At 71.5% G+C, this 11,575-nt stretch carries 13 protein-coding genes; 6 read left to right on the top strand and 7 right to left on the bottom strand.

What is annotated here, in order from left to right:
• Positions 1 to 14: 14 nt before the first annotated feature.
• From RLT58_RS23090 to RLT58_RS23075, 4 genes are all read right to left on the bottom strand, one after another.
• On the bottom strand, positions 15 to 875 hold the full coding sequence (locus tag RLT58_RS23090; RefSeq protein WP_311312275.1) for a fumarylacetoacetate hydrolase family protein: 861 nt from the start codon (positions 873 to 875) through the stop codon (positions 15 to 17).
• Between the two features lie 136 nt (positions 876 to 1,011).
• Positions 1,012 to 1,782: a YidC/Oxa1 family membrane protein insertase gene (locus RLT58_RS23085; protein WP_311312274.1), complete on the bottom strand. Its 771-nt coding sequence runs from the start codon at positions 1,780 to 1,782 to the stop codon at positions 1,012 to 1,014.
• A gap of 156 nt (positions 1,783 to 1,938) precedes the next feature.
• Complete coding sequence (locus RLT58_RS23080) at positions 1,939 to 2,274, bottom strand: DUF6412 domain-containing protein (RefSeq protein WP_311312273.1); 336 nt, start codon at positions 2,272 to 2,274, stop codon at positions 1,939 to 1,941.
• 73 nt (positions 2,275 to 2,347) lie between these two features.
• Positions 2,348 to 2,878, bottom strand: coding sequence for a winged helix-turn-helix transcriptional regulator (locus RLT58_RS23075; protein WP_311312272.1), 531 nt, complete (start codon positions 2,876 to 2,878; stop codon positions 2,348 to 2,350).
• A 190-nt stretch (positions 2,879 to 3,068) separates the two neighbouring features.
• On the opposite strand from RLT58_RS23075, the gene RLT58_RS23070 reads away from it, so the two are divergent.
• Positions 3,069 to 4,481 (top strand): MFS transporter, encoded by a 1,413-nt coding sequence (locus RLT58_RS23070; protein ID WP_311312271.1) that lies wholly within the window; start codon positions 3,069 to 3,071, stop codon positions 4,479 to 4,481.
• A 63-nt stretch (positions 4,482 to 4,544) separates the two neighbouring features.
• Here RLT58_RS23070 and RLT58_RS23065 read toward each other — a convergent pair whose 3' ends face one another.
• Genes RLT58_RS23065 through RLT58_RS23055 form a run of 3 tightly spaced genes read right to left on the bottom strand, consistent with a single transcriptional unit; the run spans position 4,545 to position 7,064 of the window.
• The gene (locus tag RLT58_RS23065) at positions 4,545 to 6,038 is read right to left on the bottom strand and encodes a sodium:solute symporter family protein (protein ID WP_311312270.1); all 1,494 of its coding nucleotides are present in this window, start codon (positions 6,036 to 6,038) and stop codon (positions 4,545 to 4,547) included.
• Positions 6,035 to 6,193, bottom strand: a complete 159-nt coding sequence (locus RLT58_RS23060) for a DUF3311 domain-containing protein (protein WP_078617706.1) — start codon at positions 6,191 to 6,193, stop codon at positions 6,035 to 6,037. Before RLT58_RS23060 ends, RLT58_RS23065 begins: the two co-directional genes overlap by 4 nt.
• Before the next feature lie 31 nt (positions 6,194 to 6,224).
• Positions 6,225 to 7,064: a class E sortase gene (locus RLT58_RS23055; RefSeq protein WP_399131667.1), complete on the bottom strand. Its 840-nt coding sequence runs from the start codon at positions 7,062 to 7,064 to the stop codon at positions 6,225 to 6,227.
• Positions 7,065 to 7,180: 116 nt separating this feature from the next.
• On the opposite strand from RLT58_RS23055, the gene RLT58_RS23050 reads away from it, so the two are divergent.
• From RLT58_RS23050 to RLT58_RS23030, 5 genes are all read left to right on the top strand, one after another.
• Positions 7,181 to 8,182 carry an SEC-C metal-binding domain-containing protein gene (locus RLT58_RS23050; protein WP_311312268.1) on the top strand — a complete coding sequence of 334 codons (1,002 nt, stop codon included), beginning with the start codon at positions 7,181 to 7,183 and terminating at the stop codon, positions 8,180 to 8,182.
• Positions 8,183 to 8,241: 59 nt separating this feature from the next.
• On the top strand, positions 8,242 to 8,751 hold the full coding sequence (locus RLT58_RS23045; RefSeq protein WP_311312267.1) for a GNAT family N-acetyltransferase: 510 nt from the start codon (positions 8,242 to 8,244) through the stop codon (positions 8,749 to 8,751).
• A 93-nt stretch (positions 8,752 to 8,844) separates the two neighbouring features.
• Positions 8,845 to 9,297 carry a very short patch repair endonuclease gene (locus RLT58_RS23040; RefSeq protein ID WP_311312266.1) on the top strand — a complete coding sequence of 151 codons (453 nt, stop codon included), beginning with the start codon at positions 8,845 to 8,847 and terminating at the stop codon, positions 9,295 to 9,297.
• The gene (locus RLT58_RS23035) at positions 9,294 to 10,250 is read left to right on the top strand and encodes a DNA cytosine methyltransferase (RefSeq protein ID WP_311312265.1); all 957 of its coding nucleotides are present in this window, start codon (positions 9,294 to 9,296) and stop codon (positions 10,248 to 10,250) included. The genes RLT58_RS23040 and RLT58_RS23035 overlap by 4 nt, the downstream gene beginning before the upstream one ends.
• Positions 10,251 to 10,349: 99 nt before the next feature.
• Positions 10,350 to 11,555 carry a DNA cytosine methyltransferase gene (locus RLT58_RS23030; RefSeq protein WP_311312264.1) on the top strand — a complete coding sequence of 402 codons (1,206 nt, stop codon included), beginning with the start codon at positions 10,350 to 10,352 and terminating at the stop codon, positions 11,553 to 11,555.
• Positions 11,556 to 11,575: the final 20 nt, after the last annotated feature.

Raw genomic sequence — 11,575 nt, 5'->3', positions numbered from 1 at the left:
ACCGACCTCACACCCTAGGCGTCCTTCAGCTCCTGCCGCTGCCGGCCCAGCCCCGGAATCTCCAGCTCCACGACGTCGCCCGCCCGCAGATACGGCTTCGGCTCCGGCTGCCCCATCGCCACCCCCGCCGGCGTCCCGGTGTTGATCACATCGCCCGGATAAAGCGTCATGAAGTGGCTCAGATAGCGCACGACCTCGCCGACCGGGAAGATCTGGTCGGCCGTCGTGCCGTCCTGCCTCAGCTCACCGTTGACCCAGAGCTTCAGCGGCAGCGCCTGCGGGTCGGCCACCTCGTCGGCCGTCACCAGCCACGGCCCCAGCGGGTTGAACGTCTCGCAGTTCTTGCCCTTGTCCCACGTGCCGCCGCGCTCGATCTGGAACTCGCGCTCGGAGACGTCGTGCGCGACCGCGTATCCGGCGACGTGCGCGAGGCCCTCCTCGGCGGACTCCAGGTAGCGGGCGGTGCGCCCGATGACGACGGCGAGCTCGACCTCCCAGTCCGTCTTCACGCTGCCGCGCGGCACGAGCACCGTGTCCTCGGGCCCGACGACCGTGTCCGGCGCCTTGAAGAACAGGATCGGCTCGCCCGGGATCTCCGCGCCGGTCTCCGTGGCGTGGTCGTGGTAGTTCAGCCCGATGCACACGATCTTGCCGATCCGGGCGAGCGGCGGACCCACCCGCAGCCCCTCGGCACCGAGCGCCGGCAGCTCGCCGGGGGCGGCCGCGGCGGCCCGCACCCGCGCGAGCGCGTCCTCGTCGGCGAGCAGCGCGCTGTCGATGTCGGGGACAACTCCCGACAGGTCGCGCAGGGTTCCGTCCTCGTCCAGCAGGGCCGGTCGTTCCGCGCCTGCCGTACCCACACGAAGCAGCTTCAAGGTCTTACTCCCCTTGGTCGGGATCGGGGCCCGTCGGATGGGTGGCGGCCATCGCAGGCTTGTCCGATCCTCCAAGACATCCGATCACTCCGCAAGACCCTGTTCACACACTGGACCGGCGCACTTGCCGGCGCGATTACGCCGCGGTGGCCATGGCGGCACCGGCGGCCGGCATGTCGCGGTACAGGTAGGCCCGTTCGATCGCGGTCCAGGTGGTGCTGGTGACGACGTACAGCGCGGCGGCCAGCGGCACGAAGGCGACGGTGAAGAGCGTGAAGAAGGACATCAGCGGCATCACCTTGGCCATCGCCCCCATGCCCGGGACCGGCTGTCCGTCGGGTCCGGTGGCCGGGGTGACCGGGTTGGCGGCCATCTGGCGCTTCGTGCGCCCGTAGTTGAACGTGGCGACCGCGGCGACGATCGCGAAGAGCCCCACGTAGACGAGGCCCTGCGCCCCGAACATCCCGCCGTTCGCGAGCGCGTCGTGCCAGCGCTCGCCGAGCGGGGCGCCGAAGAGCTGGTGGCCGAGGAGTTCGTTGGCGTCGGCGCCGATCCTCTGGCTGGAGAAGAGGTGGTAGAGCAGGAAGAAGGCCGGCATCTGCAGGAGGCTCGGCAGGCAGCCGGAGAGCGGCGAGACCTTCTCCGCCCTGTGCAGCTCCATGAGCGCCTTCTGCATGCGCTCGGGGTTCTTGGCGTGCTTCTTGCGCAGTTCGGCGATCTGCGGCTGGAGCCGGCGCTGCGCCTTCTGCCCGCGTGCGGCGGCCCGCGACAGGGGGTGCACGGCGAGCCGGACAAGGGCGGTGAACAGGACGATCGCGGCGGCGGTGGACGCGTTCTGGAAGAGCGGGTGGAGCAGGTCGGCGAATGCGCCGACCAGGCCGGCGAATGCGGACATGAAGGCGGACATGGGTGAGCCCTCCGGGGGTCTCGTCGTGCCGGGAAGCCCGGACAGTGCCGGGAAGTGGATCAGCTTCGGCATGACGATCCGCGCGGGGCGCCCGCGCACGCGCACAGCTCAGGGGTGTGCGTACCGGGATCCGTGAAGAGGCAGGAGGAAAGAGCCCTACGCGGCCGTCAGGAGGACACGGCCGGGGGCTCGGGGGCGCCGGCGCCCCTTGGCGTCGGGATCCCGCTGCGGCAGGAACGCGGTGCGTTTCTCCCGGTCGCGCATGGCGGTGCGGACCCGGGTGCGGGGCACCGGGGCGGCGCAGCGCGCGCTGATGACGGAGCAGGCGACGAGTGCGGTCCCGGCGGCCGCGGTGGCGGCGAGCGCGACGGCGGCGGAGAGGCTGCCGCCCTCGGCGAGCAGGACCTCGGTGAGGAGGAAGAGCAGGAGCCCGGCGGGCCGCAGGACACGGGCGAGGCCACCGCGCATGCGGTCCACGGCGCGTGCGTCCATGGTTCCTCCCCCTTCCGCTTCCGTCCCGGGCCGGCCTCGGGAGCAAATTCCCGGGCTCTTCGACCATTAACCGTTATACACGATCGGCTTCCAGGGGCAGCAGGAGTCGACGGGGGGCGCGCAGGGCGCGGGCGACCGGGTTGCCGGTCTCCGTGTCGAGCCCCGCCCCCGGCCGCATCTCGACGTCCTCGGGCGGTACGGGGAGGGCGCAGGCCGGGCATTCGCCGTACGCGCCCAGCTCCGTACCGCAGGCGGCGTGGACGAAGACGCGCATCGGGAGGGTGCCCGGGACGTGGTCGCGGCCCCAGGAGCCGAGGGAGCGGACGACCGGCCAGAGCGCCTTGCCGCTGCCGGTCAGGACGTACTCCTCGCGCGGCGGCGACTCCTGGTAGCGGCGCTTCTCCAGGACGCCGGCCTCGGTGAGGGAGTGGAGCCGGGTGGCGAGGACGGCGCGCGGGACACCGAGGTGCACGAGGAAGTCGTTGTACCGGCGCACGCCGTAGAAGGCGTCGCGCACCACGAGGAGCGTCCAGCGCTCGCCGATCACTTCCAGGGCGCGGGCGATGGAGCACTGCTGGTCCGCGTAGTCCTTGCCGAGAGCCATGAGGTCACTTTACTCCTCCTCGGTTCGATGAATGAACCAACCGTGCTAGCGTCGGCACCACCGAGTAGGTTCAATCACCGAATCGCTGAATTCAGTGACCGAACTACTGGATTCATTGACCGAACTACCGGGTTCGATGACCAAACCGACGAGCCCAGTCACCGCATCGACGCGCGCCGGGAGCGACGCCATGACCCAGCCCGTACGCCCGCAGCCCGTCCGGCCCTCCCCGGCGCGACCGGGCACCGCACCACCACCGGCGCACCGCCCCGGCCCGACCCTCGCGGTCACCGCGGCGGCCACCACCGTGGCGCTGATGAACTACACCTCGCCGATGACCACCGTCCCCGGCATCTCCGCCGCACTCGGCACCCCGCCCACCGGCCAGGCCTGGCTGCTGAACGGCACCCCGCTCGGCCTCGCCGCGGTCCTCCTGGTCGCGGGCAGCCTGGCCGACGACTACGGACGCCGCAGGCTCTTCCTGATCGGCACGCTCGCCCTCGGGCTGACCACCGGGCTCGGCGCCCTCGCGACCGACACCCTCACCTTCACGCTGGCCCGGGTCGCGCAGGGGGCGGCGAGCGCCGCGATCCTGGCGACGAGCCTCGGGCTGCTGGTCGGGGCGTTCCCGGCCGGTCACGCCAGGATCAGGGCGACGGGGATATGGGGCGCGTTCGTGAGCGCGGGCATCGCGCTCGGCCCGCTGCTGGCGGGCTCGCTCGGCTCCGTCGACTGGCGGCTCACGTACGCCGTGCTGGGTCTGGCCGCGCTCGGCACGGCCGCCTTCGCGTCCCGGGCGCTCACCGAGTCCCGGGCTCCGCGCGCCGGCCGCCCCGATCTGGCGGGCACGGTGGTGCTCGGCCTCGCGATGACCTCGCTGCTGACCGCGCTCACACTCGGCCGGGAGGGCTGGCTGCGCGCCCCGGTCGGGCTGCTGCTGCTCGCCTCGGCCGTCCTGGTCCTCGTGTTCGCCCGGGTGGAGCGGCGGGCGGCGGCCCCGCTGATCGAGCTGTCCCTGCTGCGCAGCCGCCCCTTCCTGGCCTCGTCGGCCGGCGGTCTCTTCACGGGCCTCGCGGTGATCGGCCTGTTCAGCTGTCTGCCGACGCTGCTCCAGCGGGCGCTGGGACTCTCGGCGCTCGGCTCGGCGTGGCTGTTCCTGCTCTGGTCCGGTACGGCGTTCCTGGTGGCGCTCCAGGCGCGCCGGCTGACGGGCCGGGTCGCGGCGCGCCACCAGCTCGCGGCGGGGTTCGTCCTGCACGCGGTGGCGGTGCTGTCGCTGCTGGGCGTGCTGGACGCGGACACGCACCCGGGTGCGGCGGTGTGGCTGAGGCTGCTCCCGGCCCTGGTCGTCTCGGGCATCGGCAGCGGGCTGCTGAACGCGGCGCTGCCCCGGCTGGCGGTCGAGTCCGTACCGCCGGAGCGGGCGGCGATGGGGTCGGGCGCGAACAACACGGCCCGCTACATCGGCTCGTCGGCGGGCGTGGCCCTGACGATCGCCGTCGCCACGACGGGCTCGGGGGCGGACGGGGCGCTGCTGCTGTCGGTGGGGCTGGCGCTGGTGGCGACGGCCGGCGTCCTGCTGTTGCGCGACCGCCGCGCCTGACGGCGCACGGGCGCCGCACCGGCCCCACGCACGATCCTCACGCCGGCCCCGGCACACTCGTGCTCACGCCACCGGTGCCGGCTCCAGCTCGTCGCGGGCGAGCACGTCCTCGTCCGGCCGGTCGTCGCGCTCGCGCGGACCCGCGTACGTCACCGCCAGCGCGACGGCCAGATTGGCGCCGAGCGCGACGATGCCCGCGTTCACGCCCCACACCGGATCGTGCTCCGTGAACACGAACCCGCACACCACCCCCACCCCGACGACCAGCCCGCTCATCGCCCCGAGCAGCGTCAGCCGCCGCCACACCAGACCCAGCAGCACCATGGGGAGCAGCTGCGCCATGCCCTCGTACGAGATCAGCGAGAGCCGGACGAGGGTGTTGGGCGCGGTGTACGTGAGCAGGAGCGCCAGGCCGCCCGCGACCACGACGACCAGCTGGGCGGCGCCCTTCTGCCGCCGCTCCCAGCGCGGGACGAGCGAGAGCACGCTGCGCCCCCACATCGTGCCGATGACCAGCATGAAGACGGCCATGGGCACGATCGACGACAGGGCGGCGGCGACGCCGATGATCCCGACCGACCAGGCGGGCAGCGAGTCCACGACGAGCTTGAACAGGGCGAGGTTGGACTCGGCGCCGACGAGCCCCGGCACGACGAAGAGGGCCGCCATGCCGAGCAGCATGGGGACGAACAGCAGGACGTTGTAGGCGGGGAGCCACATCGCGTTGCGCCGCAGGACGTCGGCGTTCTTGGCGCCGAGGTAGCCGGCGACGGTGGTCGGGAAGATCACCACGGTCAGGGAGTTGAGGAACGAGGTGGTGACGAACCACGCCTGCCCGAGCCCGCTGTCCCCGTGCCCCGGGAAGGTCAGCCACTCGCTCTTCTCGGTGACGAGCCGGTCGAGGAAGGGCCCGTACCCGTCGAAGTAGTGCATCGGTACGTAGACGGCGAGGAAGCCGAGCGTGACGATGACCAGCACGTCCTTCAGCACGGAGACCCACGCGCTGCCGCGCAGCCCGCTCACCACCACGAAGCCGGTGGTGACGGCGAAGGCGATGAAGTAGGCCCAGTCCAGGCTGATGGCGCCGTAGGAGATCGTCGAGACGACCACGCCCATGCCGGTGATCTGGAGCTGGATGTACGGGAGCAGGAAGACGGTCGCGAGGACGGCGACGAGCGCCCCGAGCCAGGGCCGCCCGAAGCGGTGCGCCACCATGTCGGTGATCCCGACGAGTCCGTGCCTGCGCGCGTACCCCCAGAGCAGCGGCCCGACGACATAGCCGACGGCGTAACCGCAGGACATGTACGCGACCACGTACAGGACCGGCGCCCCGTAGTTGTAGCCCCAGCCGGCGGCGCCGAGGTAGCTGAAGCTGGTGTAGCCCTCGCCGGCCATCAGCACCCAGATGAACACGGTCCCGAGGCTGCGCCCGCCCACCGACCACTCGGCGAGCCCGCCGCCCTCTCCCCCGCGCCGCCCGCGCACGGCGAGCAGCCCGAGCGCCACGGTGGCGACCATGAAGACCCCGAAGACGGAGGTCGCGACGGCGGCGTTCACCGGCGGTCACCCCGCCGGGTCAGCCACACGGCGACGGGGGTCAGCACGGTCGCCCCGAGCAGCCAGAAGAAGAGGAACGGCAGCCCGAGGACCACGGGACGGACCCGGTTCACGAACGGCAGCGCCCCCAGGTAGAGCACGTAGGGGACCAGCAACCACAACAACTGCGGACGACGTCTCAGCACGTCAGGGAACCTTAGAGGGTCCTGCCGCCCGGTGTTCGGCCCCGCCCCGCACACCCGTCAGCTTCCCCCACACCACGAGCCGGTAACGGGAGGTGAATTCGGGCGTGCAGGTGGTCAGCGTCAGATAGGACCCGGCCGTCCGGTAGCCCGCGTACGGCTCGATGTTGCTGCGCGGCACGGCGGCCACGACCCCGCTGTCACCGGGCGCGGTCCGGTCGAGGGTCTTGTCGACGGTGTACGTGTACACGGCGTCGCGGGTCTCCACGGTGATCCGGTCGCCGGACCGCAGCCGGTTGATGTAGCGGAACGGCTCTCCGTGGGTGTTGCGGTGCCCGGCGAGCGCGAAATTCCCGCTGCCGCCGGGCTGCGCGGTGCGCGGGTAGTGGCCGACGTACCCCTTGTCGAGGACGCCGCGCTTGCCGATGCCCTCGGCGACGGGGGCGGTGAGTCCGATGCGCGGGATACGGAGGACGGCGTACGCCTGGTCGTGGCGGGGAGCGCGGGCGGCGGGCTTCCGCGGCGCGCCGCCGTTGGCCGCGGGACTGCCGCCCGCGGCGGGACTGTCCTCCGCGGGCGCGGCACCGGGGGAAGGCGGGCCGGGCACCCCCGCTCCCTCCCTCTCCCCCTCCCCCCAGTCCCGCTCCAGGGAGCGCACGGTGCGGGAGGCGTCGGCGCGGGCCTGCCGGTTGGTCCACCACAGCTGATGGGCGACGAGCAGCAGCAGGACGACCCCGAGGGTCATCACCAGCTCCGCGCCCGTCCACAGCCCGCGCGCGGCCAGCCGCCTGCCACGCGGGTCGCGCTGCACCACCACCGGTATCCGCTCGGCCACGGCCCGCACGATAGGCCCGGGACCCGCAACTCACCAGAGCCGTAACAAGGCTCACGCTCCCGCACCACTCCCCGGAGCCGGAACAAGCCTCCGTCCCGTGGGCGTACAGCAGTACGGTGTGGTTCATGCGCCCCGACACGCCTGCCGACCACACCACCGAAGCCGAGCGCCTGCTGCGCACCGCGGCGCAGTATCCCGAGGACCACGAACCGCTGCTCCTCCAGGCCGCCGCCCATCTGGAACTCGCCGGCGACCGCGCTCGCGCCACCACGCTCTACGACGAACTGCTCAGCGACCCCGACACCGAACACCCCCACCTGGTCAAGGCGCTCAACGCGGCCAACCTGTGGGAGTACGGGCACGAGGCGGAGGCCCGCGCGATCATCGACGGGATCCGCGCGGCTGGCCCGCTGGAGGCGGCTCCCTGGGAGATCGCGGCCGAGACGCTGGAGGCCCACGACGAGCTCGAAGCGGCCCACGACTACTTCTCGACGGCCCTCACCCTGCTCATCGCCCCGGGCGAGGAAGTCCCGTACGCCACCCAGTCGCTGCTGACCGGCCGGCACCGGGTGCGCAGGCTGATGGGCGTCACGCACGACGCCTGGGACGAACTGGCGGACGCGCTGCACACGGCGGCGGTCCCGCTGGACGAACTGCACGACCCGAAGCGGCTGTGGTCGCTGGGCTCCTCGGACCCGGGCGAGCTGAAGGCCGAGATCACCCGGCTCCGCGCGGAGCTGGGCACGTACCGCACGGCCCTGTCCCGCCCCTTTCCGGTGGCGGTGCTGCACTGGCCGGAGGACGAACTGCGCGAACTCCTGGCCGCGTACCCCGGACTCGCCTCGGAGTACGTCTCCCACGCGGACCACCTGGCCCGCCTGGAGGCGGCCCTGCGCGACCTCCATGCGACGGGGACGCCGAACCTCGGCATCGTGACGGGCACGGTCCCGTCGTACGAGGCGTTCGCCGCCTCCGAGGCCGCCTCCCCGGCGGACCCGGACCTGCTCCCCCAGTACGCCACGACCCTGGCCGCCCGGGGCCGCGCGGTCCCGTGGCCGCCGGCGAGGAGCGCGGCCTGCTGGTGCGGCTCGGGCCGCTCGTACCGGGACTGCCACGGGGGCGCGTAGCGCGGGGGCGGCCGAAATCCCGTGGGCGGGCCCCCGCCCGCCTCCGTAGGCTGCCCCCCATGCCCGAACTCCAGCGCCTGCGGCCGGACCACGCCCCGGCCCTCCTCGCCTTCGAGCGGGAGAACCGCGCGTTCTTCGCGGCCTCGGTACCGGACCGGGGCGACGCGTACTTCACCGACTTCGCGTCCCGCCACGAGTCCCTCCTCACCGAACAGGCCACGGGCACCTGCCACTTCCATGTCCTGGTGGCGCAGGACGGCGGAGAGATCCTGGGCCGGTTCAACCTGGTGGACATCGCGTCCGGCACGGCCGACCTGGGCTTCCGCCTGGCGAAGAAGGCCACGGGCCGGGGCCTGGCCACAACGACGGTCCGCCACCTCTTCACGCTCTGCACCGACAGCTACACCCTCACCACTCTCCGCGCGGCGGCCGCGATCACCAACACGGCATCCCGCACCGTACTGACCCGCACGGGGTTCGTAACGACGGGCGAAAAGGTCACCTTGTCGGGAAAGCCGGGCTTGTTCTATGCACGCGACCTGCTGACGGAATCGCGGCTGCCCTCCTGAACAGCCGGAGACAGCCGACCGACACCGGTTGGCGCGAGGCGATTTCGCCGTCATCGATCACGAAGAGCGCGGGGCGTAGGAGACTTGGCAGTGATGAACACCGCCAAGCCGTCGTCACCCGGCGTCTCCGCCCGAATGAGCCGCCAAGCGAGTCGCGACACCGCGCCCGAGGTGGCCGTCCGGAAGCTGTTGCACGCGTCCGGTTACCGGTACCGCCTCAACGAGCGGGTACCCCACATGTCCCGACGTACGATTGACATCGCCTTCACGCGGGCCAAGGTGGCGGTGTTTCTGGACGGGTGCTTCTGGCACGGCTGCCCCGATCACGCGACGCAACCGAAGTCGAACGCCGAGTGGTGGCGGCAGAAGCTCGACCGCAACATGGCACGGGACACGGAGACCACCGCCCATCTGGTCGCCGAGGGATGGACGGTCCTGCGCTTCTGGGAGCACCAGCCCCCGGCGCAGGTCGCCGAACAGGTAGCGGCAACCGTGGATCGCAAGAAGTCCGCCGAGCGGGCAGGACGGGGGAGCGGGGGCTCATGAGTGGATTGCGGTTCGTAGATGTGTGCGCAGGGGCCGGCGGGCTGGCCCTCGGGCTCGAACAGGCCGGATTCGAGCCCGTACTGCTTCTGGACAACAAGCCCGTGGCCTGCGAGACGCTGCGCGCCAACCGACCCCGGTGGAACGTCGTGGAGATGGACCTTCTCGACTTCGTTCCTGACGAGCACCCACACACCTACGATGTCGACCTGCTGTCCGCCGGGCTGCCGCGCGTGAGATCGAGCGCGACCGCGGGAAGAGTCGGGACGGACGTGGAGGAGCGTCTCCTGGAAGCAGCGATCCTCCTCGCGCACTCGATCCAGCCGCGCGCTCTGATCATCGAGAACGTGCCCGGCCTCGTCTACGCCTCGGCGTTCGAGACCTTGCGCGGCTTCGTCCGCAAGGAACTGGAGCACCTCGGGTACCGGCTGCACTGGTTCGTACTGAACGCGGCGGACTTCGGCGTACCGCAGGACCGGAAACAGGGAGTGCTCGTCGCTCTCAAGGAGCGGTTCGCCGACACCTTCCGACCGCCCGTCGCGACGGTTACCGAACACATCTCGGTGGGCCGGGCATTGCGCCGTTCCATGGCTGCCCGCGGGTGGCGCGAAGCCGATGCCTGGGCGGAGCAGGCGATCGCCGTGGCGCCAACGCTGGTCGGGGGCTCCGACAACAGAGGGGGCGCGGACCTGGGCCCCACCGGAACGAAGACCGCCTGGGCGCGCATGGGAGTCAACGGAGGAGCCCTGGCCGACGAGGTTCCGGGTCCCGAGGTCGTCGGCCGCCCGGGCCTGATCAAGCTCACGGACGCACAGACCGCACTCCTGCAGGGCTTCCCGACCGACTGGCTGTTCGCGGGCAGGAAGACTGCTCGATACCGCCAGATCGGCCATGCTTCGCCGCCGCCGGTGGGCCGGGCTCTGGGCCTCGCCGTCGCAAGGGCCCTGCGTAGTTGAGCGCGCGCGAGGCTGTCTCGACCCGGGGGAAAGCCGATACACTTCAACCCCATGACCCACAAGCCTCACTCACCACTCCTACCTGCGGATTTCCGCATCGTGGACTTGTTCGCAGGCCCTGGCGGGCTCGACATCGCGGCCACGATCATGGGAGTGAAGAGCATCGGGGTCGAGTGGGACGACCCGACCCGTGCGACGCGCGACGCGGCCGGCCTTCGGACCACGGTGGAGAAGGATGTCGCCGCGCTGGGTCCCTGCGACTCTCAGGTGAAGGACGCCAACGTCCTCACCGGCGGGCCGCCGTGCCAGTCGTTCTCCGTGGCCGGCAACCGGGAGGGCCACAAGGCGCTGGACGACGTGAAGCGCTTGGCCGGTTGCCTGGTCGACCATGAGACCCTCGCTTCCTTCGAGGCCGCCTGGAAGGCGGTCAGGGCCGAGACCGACTCCATGTCCGACGAACGCACGGGGTTCGTACTCCAACCGCTGCGGTGGATCATGGAAGCGAAGCTCAAGCGCGGCAGACCGTACGACGTGGTGGTGCTGGAGCAGGTGCCCACGGTGCTGCCCGTGTGGAAGCACTACGCCGGGCTTCTCAGGCGAATCGGCTACGCGGCCGACGCCCATGTGCTGCACGCCGAGGACTTCGGCGTCCCTCAGACGCGCCGGCGCGCCGTGCTGATCGCCCAGTGGGACCCGGAGAACACGGGAAGGCAGGTCCGCTTTCCCCGTGCTACCCATCAGCGGTACCGCAAGGGAACCGAGCGGTTGCTGTCCCAGGAGCGCCAGGACACGGCCACCGAGCAGCAGGACGGGTCCCTGTTCGCACCGCCGAGGACCCCGGAGTCCAAGAAGCTGGGCCCCTGGGTATCGGCTGCGGACGCCCTCCGCGCCACCCGGCCCCACGATTTCGTTCTGGTCTCCAACTACGGCTCGGGCGGCGATCCCAAGAACCGAGGGCGCCGCACCTCGCAGGAGCCGGCCGCCACCATCACCGGCAAATTCCGCCGCAATCGCCTGTTCCTGCTGAAGGAGAACGGAGCGGGTACGAAGGAGGTCGGGGAGGAGTTGGACCGGCTGTCGTTTGAGGAGGGCGGGCTGCTCCAGTCGTTCCCGGCGCACTACCCGTGGCGATCCACCGACGTGGCTCAGCAGATCGGAAATGCCATCCCTCCACGTCTGTCCCTGCACATTCTGAGCAATGCGCTCCTGCGTGCGGCCCCGAAGGACGAGTGGTTCACGCAGCTCGCCGAATGGACACCGCAACTCCCCTCCACGGAGGCGGACACCCCCGCCGAAGGCTCCTGACCCAGGGGCCTTCGACCATG

Source organism: Streptomyces sp. ITFR-16 (genome assembly GCF_031844705.1).
In the GTDB taxonomy this organism is placed as follows: Bacteria; Actinomycetota; Actinomycetes; order Streptomycetales; family Streptomycetaceae; genus Streptomyces.
The sequence above is the reverse complement of the archived record's forward strand: the minus strand, read 5'-3'. Positions and strand labels throughout refer to the sequence as shown.

What these genes read in the sequence shown, in the direction of transcription:
- RLT58_RS23075 (WP_311312272.1), bottom strand. Translation starts at nt 2,878, where the DNA reads ATGGCTCTCGGCAAGGACTACGCGGACCAGCAGTGCTCCATCGCCCGC.
- RLT58_RS23070 (WP_311312271.1), top strand. Translation starts at nt 3,069, where the DNA reads ATGACCCAGCCCGTACGCCCGCAGCCCGTCCGGCCCTCCCCGGCGCGA.
- RLT58_RS23085 (WP_311312274.1), bottom strand. Translation starts at nt 1,782, where the DNA reads ATGTCCGCCTTCATGTCCGCATTCGCCGGCCTGGTCGGCGCATTCGCC.
- RLT58_RS23035 (WP_311312265.1), top strand. Translation starts at nt 9,294, where the DNA reads ATGAGTGGATTGCGGTTCGTAGATGTGTGCGCAGGGGCCGGCGGGCTG.
- RLT58_RS23045 (WP_311312267.1), top strand. Translation starts at nt 8,242, where the DNA reads ATGCCCGAACTCCAGCGCCTGCGGCCGGACCACGCCCCGGCCCTCCTC.
- RLT58_RS23050 (WP_311312268.1), top strand. Translation starts at nt 7,181, where the DNA reads ATGCGCCCCGACACGCCTGCCGACCACACCACCGAAGCCGAGCGCCTG.
- RLT58_RS23080 (WP_311312273.1), bottom strand. Translation starts at nt 2,274, where the DNA reads ATGGACGCACGCGCCGTGGACCGCATGCGCGGTGGCCTCGCCCGTGTC.
- RLT58_RS23040 (WP_311312266.1), top strand. Translation starts at nt 8,845, where the DNA reads ATGAACACCGCCAAGCCGTCGTCACCCGGCGTCTCCGCCCGAATGAGC.